This is a genomic window from Thermus kawarayensis JCM 12314, assembly GCF_055393575.1.
On record NZ_AP043756.1, the window covers coordinates 1,520,298 to 1,540,005 of the forward strand.

General features: G+C 69.5%; 18 protein-coding genes. 5 read left to right on the forward strand and 13 right to left on the reverse strand.

The window, feature by feature from the left end:
* Nucleotides 1–7: 7 nt before the first annotated feature.
* Genes ACZ5RK_RS08440 through ACZ5RK_RS08470 form a run of 7 tightly spaced genes read right to left on the reverse strand, consistent with a single transcriptional unit; the run spans nt 8 to nt 8,017 of the window.
* Nucleotides 8–1,573 carry an ABC transporter substrate-binding protein gene (locus ACZ5RK_RS08440; protein WP_464908799.1) on the reverse strand — a complete coding sequence of 522 codons (1,566 nt, stop codon included), beginning with the start codon at nt 1,571–1,573 and terminating at the stop codon, nt 8–10.
* Between the two features lie 27 nt (nt 1,574–1,600).
* Nucleotides 1,601–2,428: a carbohydrate ABC transporter permease gene (locus tag ACZ5RK_RS08445; protein ID WP_464908800.1), complete on the reverse strand. Its 828-nt coding sequence runs from the start codon at nt 2,426–2,428 to the stop codon at nt 1,601–1,603.
* The gene (locus tag ACZ5RK_RS08450; protein WP_464908801.1) at nt 2,425–3,387 is read right to left on the reverse strand and encodes a carbohydrate ABC transporter permease; all 963 of its coding nucleotides are present in this window, start codon (nt 3,385–3,387) and stop codon (nt 2,425–2,427) included. Before ACZ5RK_RS08450 ends, ACZ5RK_RS08445 begins: the two co-directional genes overlap by 4 nt.
* 22 nt (nt 3,388–3,409) lie before the next feature.
* The gene (locus tag ACZ5RK_RS08455) at nt 3,410–4,678 is read right to left on the reverse strand and encodes an ABC transporter substrate-binding protein (protein ID WP_464908802.1); all 1,269 of its coding nucleotides are present in this window, start codon (nt 4,676–4,678) and stop codon (nt 3,410–3,412) included.
* The gene (locus tag ACZ5RK_RS08460) at nt 4,675–6,186 is read right to left on the reverse strand and encodes a glycoside hydrolase family 3 N-terminal domain-containing protein (protein WP_464908803.1); all 1,512 of its coding nucleotides are present in this window, start codon (nt 6,184–6,186) and stop codon (nt 4,675–4,677) included. The genes ACZ5RK_RS08455 and ACZ5RK_RS08460 overlap by 4 nt, the downstream gene beginning before the upstream one ends.
* The gene (locus ACZ5RK_RS08465; protein ID WP_464908804.1) at nt 6,183–7,043 is read right to left on the reverse strand and encodes an N-acetylmuramic acid 6-phosphate etherase; all 861 of its coding nucleotides are present in this window, start codon (nt 7,041–7,043) and stop codon (nt 6,183–6,185) included. The genes ACZ5RK_RS08460 and ACZ5RK_RS08465 overlap by 4 nt, the downstream gene beginning before the upstream one ends.
* Complete coding sequence (locus tag ACZ5RK_RS08470) at nt 7,040–8,017, reverse strand: serine hydrolase domain-containing protein (RefSeq protein WP_464908805.1); 978 nt, start codon at nt 8,015–8,017, stop codon at nt 7,040–7,042. The genes ACZ5RK_RS08465 and ACZ5RK_RS08470 overlap by 4 nt, the downstream gene beginning before the upstream one ends.
* 84 nt (nt 8,018–8,101) lie before the next feature.
* On the opposite strand from ACZ5RK_RS08470, the gene ACZ5RK_RS08475 reads away from it, so the two are divergent.
* The 4 genes from ACZ5RK_RS08475 to ACZ5RK_RS08490 all read left to right on the forward strand — a co-directional run bounded on the left by ACZ5RK_RS08475 (nt 8,102) and on the right by ACZ5RK_RS08490 (nt 11,958).
* Nucleotides 8,102–8,782, forward strand: coding sequence for a GntR family transcriptional regulator (locus tag ACZ5RK_RS08475; RefSeq protein ID WP_464908806.1), 681 nt, complete (start codon nt 8,102–8,104; stop codon nt 8,780–8,782).
* Nucleotides 8,779–9,819, forward strand: a complete 1,041-nt coding sequence (locus tag ACZ5RK_RS08480; RefSeq protein ID WP_464908807.1) for an anhydro-N-acetylmuramic acid kinase — start codon at nt 8,779–8,781, stop codon at nt 9,817–9,819. Before ACZ5RK_RS08475 ends, ACZ5RK_RS08480 begins: the two co-directional genes overlap by 4 nt.
* A gap of 10 nt (nt 9,820–9,829) precedes the next feature.
* Nucleotides 9,830–10,948: an N-acetylglucosamine-6-phosphate deacetylase gene (nagA, locus tag ACZ5RK_RS08485; protein ID WP_464908808.1), complete on the forward strand. Its 1,119-nt coding sequence runs from the start codon at nt 9,830–9,832 to the stop codon at nt 10,946–10,948.
* A gap of 83 nt (nt 10,949–11,031) precedes the next feature.
* Nucleotides 11,032–11,958, forward strand: coding sequence for an AI-2E family transporter (locus tag ACZ5RK_RS08490; protein WP_464908809.1), 927 nt, complete (start codon nt 11,032–11,034; stop codon nt 11,956–11,958).
* A gap of 154 nt (nt 11,959–12,112) precedes the next feature.
* On the opposite strand, the gene ACZ5RK_RS08495 is transcribed toward ACZ5RK_RS08490, so the two are convergent.
* The 6 genes from ACZ5RK_RS08495 to ACZ5RK_RS08520 are packed head-to-tail and all read right to left on the reverse strand — an operon-like array spanning nt 12,113 to nt 19,168.
* A complete protein-coding gene (locus ACZ5RK_RS08495; protein ID WP_464908810.1) occupies nt 12,113–13,972 on the reverse strand; it encodes an APC family permease in 1,860 nt (619 codons plus the stop codon).
* A 3-nt stretch (nt 13,973–13,975) separates the two neighbouring features.
* Nucleotides 13,976–14,893, reverse strand: coding sequence for a tetratricopeptide repeat protein (locus ACZ5RK_RS08500; RefSeq protein ID WP_464908811.1), 918 nt, complete (start codon nt 14,891–14,893; stop codon nt 13,976–13,978).
* A complete protein-coding gene (locus ACZ5RK_RS08505) occupies nt 14,842–15,840 on the reverse strand; it encodes a DUF5009 domain-containing protein (protein WP_464908812.1) in 999 nt (332 codons plus the stop codon). Before ACZ5RK_RS08505 ends, ACZ5RK_RS08500 begins: the two co-directional genes overlap by 52 nt.
* Nucleotides 15,837–16,964, reverse strand: a complete 1,128-nt coding sequence (locus tag ACZ5RK_RS08510; RefSeq protein ID WP_464908813.1) for a polysaccharide deacetylase family protein — start codon at nt 16,962–16,964, stop codon at nt 15,837–15,839. The genes ACZ5RK_RS08505 and ACZ5RK_RS08510 overlap by 4 nt, the downstream gene beginning before the upstream one ends.
* Nucleotides 16,965–16,973: 9 nt before the next feature.
* Nucleotides 16,974–17,897 (reverse strand): NHL repeat-containing protein, encoded by a 924-nt coding sequence (locus tag ACZ5RK_RS08515; RefSeq protein WP_464908814.1) that lies wholly within the window; start codon nt 17,895–17,897, stop codon nt 16,974–16,976.
* A gap of 41 nt (nt 17,898–17,938) precedes the next feature.
* Entirely contained in the window at nt 17,939–19,168 is a 1,230-nt protein-coding gene (locus tag ACZ5RK_RS08520) for an Nramp family divalent metal transporter (protein WP_464908815.1), read from the reverse strand.
* 87 nt (nt 19,169–19,255) lie between these two features.
* Between ACZ5RK_RS08520 and ACZ5RK_RS08525 the strand changes: the two genes are divergently transcribed.
* Nucleotides 19,256–19,708 (forward strand): c-type cytochrome, encoded by a 453-nt coding sequence (locus tag ACZ5RK_RS08525; RefSeq protein WP_464908816.1) that lies wholly within the window; start codon nt 19,256–19,258, stop codon nt 19,706–19,708.

A 19,708-nucleotide genomic window follows, 5' to 3' on the forward strand; every position in this document is an offset into this window, starting at 1 on the left:
AGGCCCGCTACGGCTGCTTGCTCACCTGCCACAGGGGGGAGGACATCATGGGGTTCTTGAGGAACCCCTCCACCTTGCCGGAGAGGGCGATGGGCTGGGCGGGCTGGTAGAGGACGACGTAGGGCCCCTGGTGGAGCACCCGCTCGGTGAGCACCTTGTAGAGGGCCTTGCGCTTGTTGGTGTCCGCCTCCAGGGCCGCCTGCCGGGCCAGCTTGGCCGCCACCTCGTCCTGGTAGCTGTTCCGCCAGGCCAAGGAGCGGGCGCCGTAGTCGGCCCAGGGGGTGGCGTTCCCGTCGGGGTCAGGGAAGTCGGGGCTCCAGCCCGCCAGGACCATCTGGTGGTTCTGCGCCCGGTAGGTGGCGAGGAGCTCGGCGTTGGCGATGGCCCGGATCCGGGCCCTTAGGCCCGCCTTGGCCATGTCCGCCTGGAGCTTGGCGGCCACGTCGGGGCAGGGCACCCCGCCGCCGCAGATCCCGGTGCTCACCAGAAGCTCAAACTCCAGGCCCTGAGGGTAGCCCGCCTCGGCCAGGAGCTTCCTGGCCCGGGCGGGATCGTAGGTGTAGGGGGTGGCGGGGTTATGGCCCAGAAGTCCCTTGGGAATGAAGGTCTGGATCTTGAGGGCGTTCCCCTGGAGGAGGCCCTGGATCAGCTCATCCTGGTTGACCGCATAGCGCACCGCCTCCCGCACCTTGGGGTTGGCGAAGGGGCTTCCCGCCTTCATGTTCATGCCCAGGTACTGGAGCCTCAGGGTCTCCGCCCGGAGTACCTTAAAGCGAGGGTTGGCGGCGATGGCCCTCAGGGCCTCGGGAGTAAGCCCCTCGGCGATATCGATCTCCCCGGACTCCAAGGCGGTGCGGAGAACGGCGGGCTCCTGGATGTAGCGGAGGATGACCCGCTGGATCTTGGGCTTGGTGCGGGCGTAGGGGTTGGCCTCGAGGATCACCTGGCTCCCCCGGTCCCAGCGCACCAGGCGGTAGGGGCCGGAACCGGCCGAGTTGCTGCTTAGGAAGTCCTTGCCGTAGTCGCCCCCCTTGGCGTTCCTCTGCGCCTCCTCCGAGTCCACCACCCCGCCGATGGTGAAGGTGAGGATGGAGAGGAAGGACTGGGGAGAAGCGCTCTTGGGAAGGCGCACCTCCACGGTGTAGGGGTCCAGGGCCCGGTAGGCCCCGGGCTTGAGCTGGGCGATCTCGGTGTACAGGAAGGAGCCGGGGCCCTTCAGGGCCAGGGCGCGGTCAAAGCTGTAGACCACGTCCTTGGCCGTCACCTCCCGCCCCGTGGAGAAGCGGCTTCCCTTGCGCAGGTTGAAGGTGAGGACCCAGTCGTCCTTGCCCCGCTCCACCCTCCAGCGCTCCGCAAGCCCCGGGCGGAGGGTGGAGAGGTCGTTCCCCTCAAAACGCACCAGGGTCTCGTAGAGGTTGTCGGCGATCATCACCCCGCTGAACTCGTAGACCACCTGGGGGTCCAGGGTGATGAGGTCGGTGAAGTCGCCGCCGTAGACCAGAACCTGGGTCCGGTCCTGGGCGTAGCCCATAGCCGCCAAAACCGTAAGTGCCAGCCAAAACCCACGCTTCATCGCTTGACCTCCTTGTGCCGCCCCATTCTAACCTTTCAGGCTCCCCAGGGTAAGCCCCTGGATGAAGTAGCGCTGGGCCAAGAGGAAGACCAGGATGGGGGGAAGGGTGCCCAGGGTGAGGCCCGCCATGAGCACCGTCCACTCGGTGGAGAACTGGTTCTGGAAAACCGCAAGCCCCACGGTAAGGGGGCGCATCTCCAGGGAGTTGGTGACGATCAGGGGCCAGAGGAAGCTGTTCCACCCCGCCAGGAAGGTGAAGGTGCCCAGGGTGGCCAAGGCGGGAGCCGCCAGGGGCAGGGCCACCTTCCAGTAGACCTGCCAAGGGGTGGCCCCGTCCACGATGGCCGCCTCCTCCAGCTCCCGGGGAAGCTGCAGGAAGTGCTGGCGCATGAGGAAGATGGCGAAGGCGTCAAAGAGCCCCGGGAGGATGAGGGCGTAGTAGGTGTCCACCCACCCCAGGTTCCGCATGAGGATGAAGAGGGGAATGATGAGGACGTGCACGGGGATCATCAGGGTGGCGAGGAAGAGGAGGAAGAGGGCCCCCTGCCCCCGGAAGCGGAAGCGGGCGAAGGCGTAGCCCGCCATGGCCCCGCTGGTGAGGTTGAGGAAGGTGAGCCCCAGGGCCACCAGGAGGGAGTTCAGGTACCAGCGGCCGAAGGGGACGGCGGTGAGCACCCGCTGGTAGTTCTCCAGGTGAAGCTCCCGGGGCCACACCTCCACGGGCAGGTCAAAGACCGCCCCCGGGGCCTTGAGGCTGGTGGAGACCATCCAGAAGAAGGGGACGAGCATGGTGAGCCCCCCCAGGAGGAGGAGGAGGTAGACCAGGACGTCCCAGAGCCTTCCCAAAAGCTTCACGCTTCCTCCAGAACCCAGCGGCGCCTCAGGGCCCACTGCAGGTAGGTGAGGGCGAAGAGGATGAGGAAGAGCACCCAGGCGATGGCCGAGGCGTACCCCATCTCAAAGGGAAAGGTGCCGAAGGCCTTCCGGTAGAGGTAGAGCATGAGGACGTTGGTGCTGTCCAAGGGACCCCCTCCGGTCATGGTGTAGACCAGGCCGAAGACCTGGAAGCCCCCGATCATGGCGAGGAGGGTGTTCAGGAAGACCGTGGGGGAAAGCAGGGGGAGGACCACGTAGAAGAAGCGCTGGAGCCCGTTGGCCCCATCCAGGCTCGCCGCCTCCAGGTACTCTCGGCTGATATTTTGCAGCCCCGCCAGGAAGATGAGCATCCTGAGGCCCACCCCCGCCCAGACCGAGGCCAGGATGACCCCCCAGATGGCCCAGTGGGGGTCGGAAAGCCAGCCGGGGCCTTCCCGGGCCAGCCAGGCCAAAAAGGCGGGGGGCTCGGCCCCCAGGAGACGCCATAGGGCGGCAAGCTTCTCCCCCACAAAGCGGAGAAAGAGGTTCACGGGGCCCACCGTGGGGTTTAAGACCCAGCGCCAGAGGAGGCCCACCGCCACCACGCTGGTCACCGTGGGCAGGAGGTAGAGGGTGCGGAGCACCTTCACCCCCCACCAAGGCCGGTTGAGGCCCAGGGCGAGGAGCAGGGCGAGGACCATCTCCAGGGGCACCGCCACCCCCACGTAGAAGAGGGTGTTCCAGAAGGCCCTGTGAAAGACGGGGTCCTCCAGGAGGCGGCGGTAGTTCTCCAGACCCACCCAGTTCTCCTGAATGGTCCTCAGGGTGAGGGGCCTGAGCCCGTCGTAGTCCACGAAGGAGAGGAGGAGACTTGTGAGGATGGGGCCCAGGTTGAAGGCCAGGAAGCCCGCCAGGGAGGGCAGGAGGAAGAGGAGGGGAAAGCGGAAGTAGACGCGCACGGGAGCCTCCTGGCCTCTTGGGCTAGCGCTTCCTGGCCGCCTGGACCTCGTCCAGGATCTTCTGCACCTGAGGGGCCGCGCCGTCCAGGGCGGTCTTCAGGTCGGCCTTGCCCTGCCACACGGGCTCCAGGGCCTTGTTGATGAGCTGCAGGGCCTCGTTCCAGCGCTCAAAGGTCTCCGTGGGCCGGGCGGTGCGGTTCACCGTGAGGAAGTACTGCTGGTTCTTGGGGGGAGGAGGAACGAAGAAGTCCCTGAGGTTCTGGATGCTCTTCTCCACGCTCTTCACATCCACCCCCCGGGCCGGGATGATGAGGCCGGTCTTGGTGAAGGCCTGGCTCGCCTCGGGGCCCGCCAGGAAGGAGAGGAGCTTCCAGGCGGCCTCGGGGTTCTTGGTGCCCGCGGCCATCACCCAGCCGGAGCCGTCTATGTCCACGATGCTTCCCGCCTTGCCCCGGGGGAAGGGGACCACGTCAAAGTCAAACTTGGCCCGGGCCTTCAGGGTGGGCACCCGCCAGCGCCCGTCCACGATCATCCCCGTCTGGCCGTTGAGGAACATGGTGAAGGCCCCCCGGTCCTGGGCCTCCTCGGGGGTGGGGGCCACGTGGTGCTTGTAGCGGAGGTCCAGATAGAACTGGAGGCCCTCCAGGGAGGCGGGGCTATTCAGGAGGAACTTGCTGTGGTCGGGGCTGTAGAAACGCCCCCCCGCCGACCAGACCCAAGGCTGCCAGAAGAGGTAGAAGGTCTGGAAGGAAACCCCCCACTGGACCCGGCGGCCGTCCTTCTCCAAGGTGAGGGCCTTGGCGTAGCGCAGGAAATCCTCCCAGGTCCAGTCGGGCCGGGGGTCGGGAAGGCCCGCCTTGCGCAGGAGGTTCCGGTTGTAGAAGACCACCAGGTTGGAGACGTCCCGGGGAAGACCGTACTGGACCCCTTCCCACTGGAAGGCCTTGAGGATGCCCGGGAAAATGTCCCCGGTGGGGTAGCGGTCCCGCTTCAGGAAGGGGTCCAGAGGCCTCAGGACCCCCCTTGAGGCCATCCCGGGGAAGTCTATGTTGTTGAGGAAGAAGACGTTGGGCGGGGTCCCGGCGGCCATCATGGCGGTGATCTTGGCCAGGTACTCGTTGGAGGGGATGTTGATGTACTCCACCTGGATCCCCGGGTTCCTCTCCTGGAAGAGGCGCAGGACCTGCTGGTAGGCCTGGATCTCCTCCTGGCTTCCCCAGCTGGCCAGGACCAGCTTCTGGGCCGAAGCCAGACCCAAAAGAAGCAAAAGGACGCCCAAGAGCTTTCTCATGGTTCACCTCCAAACACCCATTGCCCGGTGGGGGTGTACACCCCCGCCAGGGCTTCCAACGCGGCCCGCACCTGGACCGCGCGGTAGCCGTGGGTCGCCAGGTAGCCCAGGGGCCTTCCCTCCAGGTGTCGGAGGTCGTCGGGATTGCCCAGGGCCACCACGTAAAGGGGCTTGCCCAAGGCCAGAAGGGCCCGGTAGAGGGCCTTCTGCCCCTCCTTGAAGGGCCCGAGCCAGTGGAAGGTGGAGAGGACCACCCGCTCCGCCCCCCTGGCCTCGGCCACCGCCCGGGCCACCTCCTGGGAGGAGGGGTCCTCGGAGAGGACCAGGCCCCGGCTTCCCCGGAGGTAGGTGGGGGCCAGGTCCGCCAGGGTGGGCTCCGCCCCGTAACGGTCCGTGACCTTTAGGCCCACCACCAGGGTCCCCGGCCCCGGGATGGGCAAGGGCCCGAAGAGGTGGACCACCCCCCGGCGGGCGGCCTCCAGGGCCAGGGCCTCCTCCTCCTTGGGACCGAAGGGACACTCCCCTCCCCGGGCCAAGAGGGCGAGGGCCCGTTTCCTGGCCTCTTCCGCCCGGGACCGGGGGATCTCCTTGCCCAGGGCCCCCTGCAAGCGGGCGTGGACCTCGAGGATGGCCCCCTCGTCGGGCTCCAAAAGGAGCAGGTCCGCCCCGGCCTTCACCGCCAGGAGGGCCGCCTCCCCGGCCCCGTAGTTCCGCTTGATGGCCCCCATGGCCATGTCGTCGGTGAGGACCGCCCCCTTAAAGCCCATCTCCCGCCGCAGGAGTCCGGTAAGGATGCGCTCCGAGAGGGTGGCGGGAAGCTTCGGGTCCAGGGCGGTGAAGAGGATGTGGGCGGTCATGAGGGCAGGCATCCCCGCGGCCACGTAGCGGCGGAAGGGAAGGAGCTCCACCCTCTCCAGGGCCTCCCGTGGCTTGTCCACCCGGGGGAGGTCCAGGTGGGAGTCGGTGGCGGTGTCCCCGTGGCCCGGGAAGTGCTTGCCCACGGGCCTGGCCCCCGAGCGCAGGACCCCTCGGGCGAAGGCCAGGCCCAGGCGGGCCACCCGCTCGGGGTCGGCCCCAAAGGAGCGGAGGCCGATGATGGGGTTTTGCGGGTTCACGTTCACGTCCAGGACCGGGGCCAGGTTCACGTCCGCCCCCAGGCGGCGCACCTGGCACCCCAGGGCCCAGCCCACCCGTTCCACCAGCCCCTCGTCCCCGCCCGCCGCGAGGGCCATGGCGGCGGGAAAGCGCACCACCCCCTCCCGGTAGGAGGTGAAAGGCCCCCCCTCCTGGTCCACCAGGAGGACCAGGTTGGGGTCAAAGGCCTTGAGGCGGCGGACCAGGTCCTCCGGACCCTGGCGCAGGTTGGTGGGGTAGAGGATGACCCCGGCGGGGCGGACCCGCCTTAGGAGGTCCCAAGGGGGCTCGCTCCCCTTAAAGCTCACCACCAGGAAGCTCCCCGCCTGCGCCGCCGCCACACCAAGCCCAAGGGCCATGGCCAAAAGCCTCACCTCCCCACCTCCTCCAGCGCCCCCCGCACCCCCTTCTCCTCCAGGAGGGCCTCCGCCCTTTCTGGGGAAAGCCCCAGGGCCACCAGGGCGGCCAGGGCGGGGTCAGGGTGGGCCCGGAGGAGCCTCAGGGCTTCCTCCTCCCCTACCCCGGCCACCTCCTCCACCAGGGCGGCGCCCCGCCTTATGAGCTTGGCGTTGCCCACCCGCATCCGGGCCATGCGGTTCCCGTAGACCCGGCCCAAGAGGACCATGACCAAGGTGGAAAGGAGATTCAAGGCCGCTTTCTGGGCCGTTCCCGCCCCCAGGCGGGTGCTCCCCGCCACCACCTCGGGGCCGGTGTCCAGGAGGACCGGGTGGTGGGCCTCCTCCAGAAGGGGGGTCCCGGGGACGTTGGCCAGGGCCACGGTGAGGGCCCCCGCCTCCTTCGCCCCCCGCAGGGCCCCCAGGGTGAAGGGGGTGGTGCCGCTGGCCGCCACCGCCACCAGGACGTCCCGTGGGGCAAGGGCCCGCCCCTGGGCGAGGCCTCCCTGGAGGTCATCCTCCGCCCCTTCCACCGCCCTCAGGAAGGCCTCTTCCCCCCCGGCCAGGAGGAAGCGCACCCGGGGGAAGCCGAAGGTGGGCCAGAGCTCCACCCCGTCCAAAACGGCCAGCCTGCCGCTGGTTCCCGCCCCGGCGTAAACCAGGTACCCCCCTACCCTAAGCCTTTCCGCCGCGGCCAGGGCGGCCCCCTCCAGGGCGGGCAGGGCGGCCTTCAGGGCGGAGAGGGCCCGGAGCTGCCCCTCGTAGAGGACCTCCAGCACCTCCCTGGGAGGCCAGAGGTCCAGGTCCCGGTAGCGCTTGGCCACGTCCTCCGTCATGGCGCCTCCGCAGCCAGGGCGTTGGCCACCGCCCGCCGCAAGGGGGCGATGGAGGGGCGGTGGCGGGTAGGGTGGACGGCGTGGGTGAGGAGGGCCCAGGCGTATCCCCGCTCCGGGTCCACAAAGGCCGCCACCCCGGTGAAGCCCGTGTGCCCGAAGGCCTTCTCCGAAGCCAGGCTCCCCCCCTGCCAGCCCGGGCGCTTCCTCTCCCAGGAGAGGAGCCTCTCCCCGTGGGGGCGGAGCATCTCCTCCAGGGCCGCCCGGGAAAGCCAGCGCCCCTCCAGGATGGCGAGGAGCTCGTCCAGGAGGCCCTCCAGGGTGCCGAAGAGGCCCGCGTGCCCCGCCGCGCCCCCCAGGGCGAAGGCGTTCTCGTCGTGGACCTCGCCCCGGAGCACCCTTCCCCGCCAGGGGCACCTCTCGGTGGCGGCGGTGCGCTCCGGAGGCGGGCTGAAGGTGAGGCCGGGAGGGAGGGAGAAGTCCTTGAGGGCCCTTCCCCGCACCCTTTCCAGAAGGATGCCGAGGAGCATGTAGCCGATGTCGGAGTACACGGGCTCCCCCAGAGGCCAGGGGTGCTGGAGGAGGCGGGCCTTGAGGGCTTCGCCGGAGCCCCAGGTGTAGACCGCCTCCCAGGCGGGAAGCCCCGAGGTGTGGGCCAGAAGCTCCCGCACGGTCTTGGCCTTCAGGGGGTGATCCTTGAGCCAGAGGAGCTCGGGGAGGTGCTGGGCGAGGGGATCGTCCAGGTCCAAAAGGCCCTCCTCCACCGCCCTCAGGGTTTCCTTGAGGGTGAAGAGGGGCTTGGTGAGGCTGGCCAGGTCAAAGTAGAAGCCGGCCTCCAGGGGCACCGGGTGGGGCTCCCGCTGGGCGAGGCCCAGGTGGAAGGCCTCGCGGCGGCCGTCGGCGAAGACCACGCCCAAGGCGGCCCCGGGGACCAGGCCCCGGGCCACGGCCTCCTCCAGGATTCCCCTGGCCCGCATGGCCTAGAGTTTAACCGGTAGGCTATTGGTAGGCAAGTGGTATGCTTGGGGCATGGTGGGGCCGGAGCGGATGGGGGTGATCCCGTGGCGCCCCTAGGACCCAGGTACCTCGAGGTGGCGGAAGGCCTGCGGGAGGCCCTCCTAAAGGGGGAGTACACCCGCACCCTCCCCCCGGAGCGCCTTCTGGCGAAGCGCTACGGGGTCTCCCGGGACACCTTGCGCCGCGCCCTGGACCTCCTGGAGGAGGAGGGGCTTCTGGAGCGCAGGCGGGGAAGCGGCACCTACGTGGCGCGGCGGGCCACCTTCCGGGCCAGGCTCCTCGGCTTCAGCGAGGAGATGCAGGCCCTGGGGCTCACCCCCGCCACCCGCCTCCTCCGGTGGGAAAAAGGTCCCGCCACGGCGGAGGAGGCTTTCCACCTCCGCCTCTCCCCCGGGGAAAGGGTCTTGCGCCTGGAGCGCCTCAGGCTGGCGGATGGGGAGCCCATGGCCCTGGAACGGGCCACCCTCCCCGCCTGGGCCCTGGAGGAGCCGCCGGAGGGCCCCTTGTACCGGGCCCTCGAGGCCAAAGGCCTCCGCCCGGCCCGGGCCCTCCAGCGCCTCCGCGCCGTGGCCGCCCGGGAGGAGGACCGGCTCTTGGAGGTGGAGCCGGGAAGCCCCCTCCTCTACCTGGAGCGGGTGAGCTTTCTCTCGGACGGCCGGCCCATTGAGTTCGTCAAAAGCCGCTACCGGGGGGACCGGTACGAGCTTCTGGTGGAGCTCCTATGAGGGTCCTGGGGATCATGTCCGGCACCAGCGCCGACGGGGCCGACCTGGTCCTGGCGGAGTTCACGGGGAGCCCTCGCCACCTGGGCCACCGGGTCCTCCGGCACCTAGAGGTGCCCTACCCGGAGGCCCTCAGGGCCAGGGTCCTGGCCGCCATGCGGGGGGCCTCCACCCGGGAAGTGGCCCTCCTTCACCACGACCTGGGCCGCTTCTACGCCGAGGCCGCCCTCCCCTTCCGGGGCGAGGCCGAGCTCGTGGGCCTCTCCGGGCAGACCCTCTGGCACGAGCCTCCCCAGGCCACCTTTCAGATCGGGGAACCCAGCTACCTGGCGGGGGCCCTGGGGGTGCCCGTGGTCTACGGCTTCCGGGCGGTGGACCTGGCGGCGGGAGGGGAAGGGGCCCCCTTGGTGGCCTATCCCGACCTTCTCCTCTTCGGGGAGGAAGGGCTCTCCCAAAGCGTCCACAACCTAGGGGGAATCTCCAACCTCACCGCCTTCCGGGGCCGTGACCCCACCACCCTTCTGGCCTTTGACACCGGCCCCGGGGTCTGCCTCTTTGACGAGGCGGCCCAGGGGCTGGGCCTTTCCCCGGAAGAGGCGGTGGACCTGGCGGAAGGGGGCGGGGTGGACGAGGAAGCCCTGGCCCTCTGGCTCCAGCACCCCTACTTTCACCGGCCCCCGCCCAAGACCACGGGGCGGGAGGTGTGGCGCCTTCAGGCCCTCCCCCACCTCCCCCAAGACCCCGCCACCCTCCTCAAGACCCTCCTGGCCCTCACCGCCAGGAGCGTAACCCTGGCTTACCATCGCTTCGTGGGGCCCGTGGACCGGGTCCTCCTGGCAGGGGGTGGGGCCAGGAACCGGGTGCTGGTAGCCTTGCTGAAGGAGGCCCTGCCCCTGGAGGTCATGGAGAACCCCAAGGTGCGGGAGGCTTTGGCCTTCGCCCTCCTGGCCTACCTCTACGCCCAGGGGGAGGTGAACGTCCTGGGCCGGGCCACGGGCGGGAGGGACGTGCGCGCCGGGCAGAAGGTGGATCCATTCTAAAGGAGGCGAAGTGCTGGAGGGAAGGATCCTGACCGAAAAAGGCTTCGTAGGCGGAAGGGTGTTCTTCTCCGAGAGGATAGAAGCCCTGGAGGAGGCCAGGGTGGAAAGCCCCTACATCCTCCCGGGCTTCCTGGACCTTCACGTCCACGGGGGGTTAGGGGCGGACGCCATGGAGGGGAAGGAGGCCGTGCTCAGGATGGCCCGCTTCCACCTCCAGCACGGCACCACGGGCCTCCTCCCCACCACCGTCACCGCGCCCCCGGAGGCCATAGAGAAGGCCCTCTCGGGCATCGCCGAGGCCATGGCGGAATGCGAGGCCCTCCTGGGCGCCCACCTGGAGGGCCCCTTCCTCAGCCCAAGGCGCCTGGGGGCCCAGCCTCCCTATCCCAGGCTCCCCGACCTCCCCCTTATGGCGGGTTGGCTCTCCCTGGCCCCCGTCCGGGTGGTGACCCTGGCCCCCGAGCTTCCGGGGGCCTTGGAGCTGGTGCGGTTCCTGGCAAGGCGGGGCGTCCGGGTCCAGCTCGGCCACACCGCCGCAGGCTACGAGGAGGCCCTCCCCGCCTTGGAGGCTGGGGCCCAGGGCTTCACCCACCTCTTCAACGCCATGAGCCCCCTCCACCACCGCGCCCCCGGGGTGGCGGGCCTGGCCCTGGAGCGGGGGACCTGGGCAGAGCTCATCCCGGACGGCCTCCACGTGCATCCGGCCGCCTTGCGCCTCGCCCTGAAGAGCATCCCCGGGCTCTACTTCGTCACCGACGCCGTGGCGGCGGCGGGGATGCCGGATGGGGTCTACCCCTTGGGGGCCCACCGGGTGGAGAAGCGGGGGGAGGGGGTGTGGCTCGGGGAAAGCCTGGCGGGCAGCACCCTCACCATGGACCAGGCCCTCCGCAAGCTGGTGGCCTTCGGGCTTTCCCTGGAGGAGGCGGCGAGGAGGCTTTCCACCCTCCCCGCCCGGTACCTGGGCCTAAAGGACCGGGGGGAGATCGCCCCCGGCAAGCGGGCGGACCTTTTGGTGCTGGGGGAGGGCCTCGAGGTCCTGGAGGTGTATCTGGGGGGCAGGCGGGTGACCCCGGCGTCACCCCCTCTGCCTGGAGAAGAGGGCCGCAGGAAGGGGCCGGAAAGCCCTTAGCCCTTGCCATGCTACGCCAGGCATGGCATGGCGACTCCGCCCCCATTCCACCCCTCCCGGGCCCCGGGAATAGAGTGAAGGGCATGGGACGCTGGTTCCTCAGCCTGGGCCTCTTTCTCCTGGGCCTCTGGGCCCTAGCCCGCCTCTACCCCCTTCTCCTCTGGGTCTTCCTGGCCTTCACCCTGGCCGCCGCCCTGGACCCGGCGGTGAGGCTTTTAGGGCGCCGTCTCCCCCACCCAAGCGCGGTCATCCTGGCCTACCTCCTGGTCCTGGGGGTGGTGGCCCTGGGGGGCTTCCTGGCGGCGCCTTTGCTCGCCGCCCAGTTTCGCCACCTGGCCGAGCTTCTCCCCCAGACAGTCTCCTGGGTAGAGTCCAACCTCGGTCTGGTGCCCAACGACCTTACCGCCTCTCTAGCGGCCTCGGTGCGGGTGGCAGGAGGCCTTCTCGCCCGGACGGCCGAGACGGTTTCCGAGCTGGTCCTGGCCCTGGTGCTGGCGGTGATGATCAGCCTCGAGCCCCACCTGGTGCAACGGGCCGCCCCCTACTTGCCCGGACAGGGCTGGGACCGGGTCCTGGAGGACACCTGGCGCCGCATGGGCTACTGGGCCCGGGCCCAGTTCCTCATCGCCCTCTCCTTCGCCCTCCTCTTCGGGAGCTGGCTCCTCCTCCTGGGGGTGCCGAGCCCCCTGGCCCTGGGGGTCATAGGCGGGGTGCTGGAGGTGGTGCCCTTCGTGGGGGGGCTCACCACCGCCTTGCTCGCCACCTTCTTGGCCCTCTCCGCCAAAGGACCCCTGGCCGCCCTTTTGGTCCTGGCAGGCTACGGGGTCATCGCCCTTCTGGAAGGCAAGGTGCTCATCCCCCTCATCTACGGGCGCACCCTGGGCTTCCACCCCGCCTTGGTGCTCCTCGCCATCTTCGCCTTCGGGAAGCTCTTCGGCTTCCTGGGCATCTTTTTGGCGGTGCCCATGACCATCCTGGCGGCGGGCCTTTTGCGCCACTGGCGGGGCTAAGTATCCGCGCCTCGGTTCTGCAGCATGAAGGCCTTTACCCAAGGCCGAGGGCGTCCTTTGGGGGCCCCCCTTCGCCCTACCGACCGGCTCGGGGAAGCCTGCCTAGGGGCCCCCATGCTGGCGCAAGCCAGCATGGGGTGGTATTACGGGGTACTTAGCCCCCCACGTAGACCAGGGGCCGCCATTCCGGGTCCGGCTCCGCCCGCCGCAGGACCTCGTGGGTCAGGGTGGGCACGTCCCCCTCGCCGAAAAGGAGGAAGTCCAAGGCCGCCTGCAGGGGGCTTTCCTCGGGCCACTCAAAGTAGATGTGGGGCCGCCTGCCCGTGCGGTCCCGGAGGTAGAGGAGAAAAGCGGCCAGGGTGTTGGGGGCCGAGGTGCCGATGATGCGGAAGACCTTGTACTGGGGGTGATCCACCCCCCAGACCCGGGCCTCGGCGCTGAACTCCGAGGGGTCCTGCACATAGACCTCCACAAAGTAGATGGGGTCGGCGGAAGGGATGTGGCCGATCTCGCGGATGCGCCGCTCCTTCTCCAGGTAGGCGTAGGGGCTGGGCCGCTCGGGACGGTGGGCCACCAGGCGGATCTCCCCCTTCCCTTCCCCCAGGCGGGCGATGAGGCGCTCCGCCTCCTCGTCGGGGAGGAAACGCTCCACCCGGAGCTCAAAGGAGCGGAGGGCCCGGGAGGTGAAGGACACGAGAAGGGTGGCGGCGATGAAGAAGGAGGCGATCTTGACCCCGTCCGGGCGCTCGAGGACGTTGGCCACCAGAACGTAGAGGAACACCAGGACCAGGCCCCCGTGGTAGAGGGCCCCGGGGCTCTGCGCCTGGCGGTCCAGCCAGTAGGCGGCGAAGGCGGCCGAGGTCATGACCACCAGGACCCCCGTGGCGTAGGCCGCCGCCTGGGCCTCCACCCGGGCCTGGAAGGCCAGGGTGACGGCGAAGGCGATGACGGTGAAGAAGACCACCAGGGGGCGCTCCTGGCGGGCCCACTCCGGGGCCATGCCGAAGCGGGGCAGGTAACGGGGCACGATGGTGAGAAGGCCGGCCATGGCGCTGGCCCCGGCGAACCAAAGGATGAGGATGGAGGCCAGGTCGTAGAGGCTTCCCACCCCCTCCCCCAGGTAACGGTGGGCCAGGTAGCTGATGGCCCGGCCCGAAACCTCTTCGCTCCCCCAAAGGTCCGGGGGGATGAGAAGGGTGGTGGTCAGGCTGCTGGCCAGAAGCAGCGCCCCCATGATGAGGGCGGCGGCGGTGAGGAGGCGCCGGGTGTTGCGGATTCGGCCCTGGGGACGCTCGGGGTCGTCCCCGGGGGCGCCCCTTATAAGGGGCATGACCGCCACCCCGGTCTCAAAGCCGGAAAGCCCCAGGGCGAGCTTGGGAAAGGCCAGAACCACCCCCAGGAGGAGGGGCAAAGGGTCGGGGTACTGGTGGGAGAGGGCCTCGAGGTAACGGGCGAGATGGGCCCCTTCCAGGTGGGGCAGGGCAGCCAAGAGGGCCCAGGCGTTCAGGGCCAGGTAGCCCAGGGTGAGGACCACCGCCACCCCTATGGCCTCCCGGAAGCCCAGGTAGAAGACAAAGCCCAACAGGGCGATGAGGAAAAGGGTGAGGCCCACCTGCTGCCCCTGAAGCCAGGGGGGGGCCAGGGGGTTACCCAGGAAGTGAACGGCGGCGTCGGCGGCGGAGAGGGTGATGGTGATGGTGTAGTCCGTGGCCATGAAGCCCAGGACCACCAGCACCAAGAGCTTCCCCCGCCAGCCGAGGAAAAGCCGGCTGAGGATGGCCACCGAACCCTCCCCGTGAGGGCTTTCCTCCGCCACCCGGCGGTAGACGGGCAGGGCCCCGAAGAGGGTGAAGAGCACCAGGGCCAAGGTGGCCAGGGGGGAGAGGAGCCCCGCCGCCAGGAGGGCGATGCCCGGTTGGTAGCCCAGGGTGGAGAAGTAGTCCACCCCGGTGAGGCACATCACCTGCCACCAGGGGTAGCGGCCTTCCTCCTTGGGGGAAGGGGGAGCGGCCATACCCTAAGGGAGGCCCAGGGCCCGTCGCGGCCCCTCGGGGACGTGGCCGAAGGCCTGGTAGAGGCGGAAGGCCGCCTCCAGCTCCGCCTGCCCCCCCCGGTGGAGCTTCCTCTTGGTGAGCCCCAGGACGTAAAGGGCAAGGGGGTTCTTGGGGTCCAGGGCCACGGCCCGCTCCAGCATGCCTAAGGAGCGCTCCAGGCCCAGGCGGGTGGAAGGCTTGGCGAAGACCCCCCCCTTGGCCTGCTCCCCCCGGTAGTAGTAGAACTGGGAGCGGAGGAAGGCGAAGGGTAAGGGCCGGACCTCCTCCGGCCTCAAGACCCTGCCCTGGAAACGGTAGCCCACGATACCACCCCCATCTGTATAGACCGGCTCCACAAAGCGGTAACCCGCCGCGGTGTCCAGGAAAAGGCCCCGGTGGCGGGCGAAGGGCTCGGGTTCGGAAGGGTCCACCAGGTAATCCCTTCCCTTCAGGCGGAGAACCGCCACCGCATGGCCCAGGTTGCTCTCCCTCCCCTCCGGATTCCGCCAGACCATGTAGACCCCGGCCTCATAGCCCATCTCCTGCAAAAGCCCCTGGACCAGGACCGCCTGCAACAGGCACTGCCTTTCCCCCTTGAGGGCGGCGTAGGCGAACTCGTACCCCTCCTCCAGGCTGAAGCGGGGAAGGAGGCGTTTCACCAGGAGGAAGGCGAAGCGGGCCGCCTCGAGGCCCCCCCTCCTCCCCTCCTCCTTCAGGGCCCGCTCCAGGGAGGCGCCGAAGGCCCGGGCGTAGGCCCCTTGCAGCCAGGGGAGAAAGGCGGGGGCCCCCCTCACCTCCCGGTAGGAGTCCTGCACCAGGGTGGAGAACTCCTGGCCGTGGAGGGGAAAGGCTAAAGCCGGAAGAAAAAGCGCAAGCGGTAGAGCCAGAAGAATACGAGCCACCACCCGAGAATATACCCCGCCGTCCAGGCCCAACCCCCAAGAAGGCCATAGCGGGCGGTGAGAAGGGCAAGGAGGGCCTCCAGGGGGGCCTTGAGAAGGGTGAGCTTGAGGGCCAGGGGAAGGACGTAGGCCAGAAGGGGGTTGGCCCCCAGGGGCCGCAAGGGAGCCTGGGCCCAGGGAGGAAGCCCTTCCAGGAGCAAGAGGAGGAACGCTCCCACCCCCAGGGCCAGGAGGAGGTAGGTGGGGGTCCAGTAGGTCTTGTCGGGAGGGAGAAGAAAGAGGCCCAGAAGGCCCAGGAAGAGGCCCAAAAGGCCCAGGGCCAGGGTCCTTCCCCGCCGCCCTTCCAGGAGGGCCTCCCCCAGAAAGGTGGCGAGGAGGGCGAACCCTCCTGTGGGCACCGCCGAAGGAAGACCCCGGAGGCCCAGGGGAGCCAGGTAGGTGCGGTTCAGGTGGAGGGGGAGGTTGGCGTCCTCGCGGTACACCCCCACCCCGACCCCGGGCACGGGCACCAGGAGGAGGGCCGCCCCGTAGCCCAGGAGGAAGAGGAGGGCGAGGAGGAGGCGCCGGAGGGGCGGGAGGTCGTAAAGCCAGGCGGCCCCAAGGTAGGCCAGGGCGATGAGCTGGAGCACGTCCAGGGCGAAAACGGGGCGGCCCGCCTGAAGGCTTGTGAGGCCAAGGCCCAGGAGGAAGAGAAGGGCGGCGCGGTGGAGAAGGCGCACCTCGTAGCGCCATCCCGGAAGGCCCCGCTGAAGAAAGCCTCTCCGGCTCATGGGGATAGCCGCGCCCATGGCGAGAAGGAACCAGGGGAAGACCCAGTCCGCCAGGTAGTAGCTGTGGCCGAAGGGGCCGTGGCCCATCCATGGAGGAGCGCCCGGCGGCAGGTTGTTCACCAGAAGCATGAGAAAGACGGTAAGCCCCCGGAAAGCGTCCAGAGCGGGGTTTCTCATCTTCTGGCCTGGGGAAGGGTGGAGACGGGGCCCAGGGCCAGGCCCTGGGCCTTGGCCAGGCGGACGAAGAGGGGGAGGACCTCGAGGGTGGCCCTCACGTTGTCGTGGAGAAGGACGATTCCCCCGGGGCGGAGGTGGGCCTGGAGGCGGGCCTCCAGGACCTGGGGGGAGAGGCCGGCATAGTCCCCCGGGTCATCGGTCCAGAAGACCGTGGTGAGGCCAAGCTCCCGGGCCACCCGGAGCACGGTGCGGTCAAACCGCCCCCCGGGGGGGCGGAAGTAGCGGGGAGGCGCGCCGGTGAGGGACTCCAGGACCCGGTTGCAGGCGAGGAGCTCCTGGCGAATGGCCTCCTCGGGAAGGCCCGGAAGGCGCACGTGGTGGTAGGTGTGGTTGCCGAGCTCGTGGCCCGCCGCCACCAGGTCGCGGACGAAGTAAGGGTAGGCCTCGGCGTTGCGGCCGATGACGAAGAAGGTGGCCCTCACCCCAAGCCGCCTCAGGGTGTCCAGGAGAAGGGGGGCAAAGAGGGGGTGGGGGGCGTCGTCAAAGGTGAGGGCGGCGTAGGGGTAGGCCGGGCTCCCGTGGTAGAGGACACCACCCCTAGGACCCGTGCGGCTTTGCAGGAGCTGGAGGGCCTTCTCCCTGCCCTGGAAGGGACCGGGCTCCTCCAGGCGGGGACGGTCCTCCAACACCGGCTCGGGGGAGCGCCCCGGCGCAAGCCCCGGGTTGAGCCAAAGCCGCTCATACCTGGAAGGCTCCTTTAGGCCCAGGAACTCCCTGGCCCGCTCCCTAGGCACGCTGGCGGTGAAAAGGGGGAAGTCCCCCGGCCCCCGGTAGGGGCTTGCGTAGAGGGAAAGATCCACCTCGCCGAGGCCCGGGCGCGCGGAGAGGGCCAGCTCCAGGGCCCGCTGGGCCAGGCCCAAAAGGCGGGAGGGGGTGGCCCCGTCCTTGGGCACCTGCAACACCACGTGGGCCACCTCCAGGTGGCCGTTGGAGAGGTAGACCGCCCGCACCGCCTCGGGCAGGGGGAGGCTCAAGGCGGGCAGGGACTCGTGGGGCAGGGGCTTGGCGGGGCCGGAGCCCTCCACGTAGGGCAGGGGGGCGAGGGCGAGGAGAAGGAAGAGCATGGTGGGATTTTACCTGAGGAGGTCCAGCCCGTCGGGGAAGCGGAGGAAGCCGGGCCCCACCCCGGGGGTGCCGGTCCTGCCGTACTGGAGAACCACCCGGCCCGCCTTGCGGTCCACCACCAGCACCCGGTGGCGGCGGTCGTCGGTGAGGACCACCAGGCCCGAGGGGAGGCCCACGGCCACCGAGGGATGGTCCAGGCGGTCCTTGGGAGAGGTGGGGGCGTAGCGCCAAAGGACGCGGCCCGAAAGGTCCACCTCGTACACAGCCCCCGGGGAGGACCAGTCCGCCACCAGCAGGGTGCCCCAGGGGGTGAGGTTGGTGTCGGAGGGATAACGGGCAGGGAGGGGCAGGGTCTTGAGGCGGCGCCCCTGGAGGTCCACGATGGCCACGTCCCGGCCCACGATCTCCGTCACCAGGAGGCGGTCCTGGCCCAAGGGGAAGGCGCCGTTGGGCTTGTTGAAGTAGCCATCGGCGTTGCGGCAGACCCCGGTATGGCCCAGAACCCGCTTGAGCCGGCCCTCCTGCGTGAGGAGAAGGACCCGGCAGTTGCGGATGTCGGCCACGGCGAGAAGCCCCGAGGGCAGGGGCACCAGGTCGTCGGGGTTATCCAGCTGGCCCGGTCCCTTCCCTGGGCGGCCGGGCTTTCCGTAAACCCAAAGGAGCCTCCCCTCGGGGTAGCTCACCGCCGCCACCGCGTCCACCTCGGGGTCGGTGATGTAGGCCACCCTTCCCCCGGGTGCGAAGAAGACGTCGTCGGTGTAGCGGAAGGGGGGTGGGAGGGGGACCGTGCGCACCAGGCGCCCCTCGCCCGAAAGCTCCACCAGGCGGTGGTTGCCAGCGTCCGCCACCACCAGGCCCTTCCCCAAGGGACCCTGGGCAAGGGCAAGGAGGCCCCAAAAGCTTAGGAGCAAGGCAGGGATAGACCTTCTCATCGGGGGCAGTCTAAGCTTGCACCCTGAACCCAGGCTGAAGCCTAGCCCGCAAGGCCTTGCCACACCAGAAAGGCGTTGAGCCCCAGGACCAAGAGGGCCCCCGCCCAGGCCAGGGCCCGCACCCAGGGGGGGTTGGCCAGGGAGCCCATCACCCCGGGGTCCTCGGTGAGCCGGACCAGGGGAAAGAGGGTGAAGGGAAGCTGGAAGGAGAGGACCACCTGGGAGAGGACGATGAGGGCCATGGGGGAGGCCCCCAGGGTGAGGGCGAAAGAGGCGGGCAGGACGGCGAAGAGCCGGGTGAGGAGGCGAAGCCTCGCCGGCTGGCTCCTCGCCCTTAGGAACCCCTCCACCACCACCTGGGCGGCCAGGGTGCCCGTGGTGGTGCTGGAAAGGCCGCTGGCCAGGAGGCCCACCCCGAAGGCCAGGGCCGCCAGAGGGCCCAGGAGGGGGGCCAGGGTGTGGTAGGCCTGGGCCAGGTCGGCGATGACCAAGCCCCTCTGGTGGAAGACCGCCGCCGCCACCACCAGGATGGCCCCGTTCACCAGCCAGGCCCCCGAAAGCGCCAGCACGGTGTCCAGGAGGAGGAGGCGGTAGACCCTCTTGCGGGCCTCCCCCAGCCTCGTCTTCACCTGGGCCGAGTGCAGGAAAAGGTTGTGGGGCATGACCGTGGCCCCCAGGATGCCCAGGGCCACGTAGAGGCCCCCGGGGTCCAGGAGGCTCCCGTCGGGGAGGAAGGCGTGGCGCAAGAGGCCAGGGAGGGAAGGCTTGGCCAGGAAGAGCTCCGCCACGTAGGCCAGACCGATGACCCCTACCAAGAAGGCGATGGCCCCCTCCACCGCCCGGAAGCCGAACCGCTCCAGGCGAAGGATCAGGAAGACGTCCAAAACGGTGAGCCAGGCGGCGAGGACCAGGGGCAGGCCGAAGAGGAGGTTCAGGGCCACCGCCATGCCCATGAACTCGGCCAGGTCGGTGGCCACCATGGCCAGGAGGGCGGTGAGGAAGAGGAAGCGGCCGAAGCGGCCGGGGTAGCGGGCCCTGAGGTGTTCCGCCAGGTCCTGGCCCGTGGCCACCCCCAGCTTGGCGGCCAGGGCCTGGAAGAGGACGGCCATGGCGCTGGCCAGGGTGACCACGAAGAGGAGGCTGTAGCCATAGCGGCTTCCCGCCTCGAGGCTCGTGGCCCAGTTCCCCGGGTCCATGTAGCCCACGGAAACGAGGAACCCCGGTCCCAGGTACCACCACCAAGGCCGGGATTTAGGTATGCCTAATCCCATGAAGCCCAGTATACACTCCCCCCTTGGGAAGCAGGGCTTCAGCCTCTTTTCAGGAAGGGTGGCATACTGGAGGCCAGGAGGTGAAGCATGGGCAAGCGGAAGTGGGCGTACGCGATCCTGGTCCTCGGCCTGGGCCTGGCCTTGGCCCAAAGCGGCCAGGCCCTCTACGGGCAGCACTGCGCTACCTGCCACCAGGCGAACGGCCAGGGCCTCCCCGGGGCCTTCCCCCCTTTGGCGGGGCACGTGCCGGAGATCCTGGCCAAGAAGGAGGGGCGCACCTACCTCCTGGACCTGGTCCTCTTCGGGCTTCAGGGCCAGATCCGGGTGAAGGGCCAGACCTACAACGGGGCCATGCCCGCCTGGGGCCCGCAGCTTAAAGACGCCGAGGTGGCCGCCATCCTGAACTACGTGGTCCAGGCCTTCGGCAACAAGCCCCCCAAGGGGTTCAAGCCCTACGAGGCCAGCGAGGTGGCCAAGGAGCGGGCCAAGAAGCTGACCCCGGAGAAGGTCTTGGCCTTTAGGAAGTCCCTCGGGCTCTAG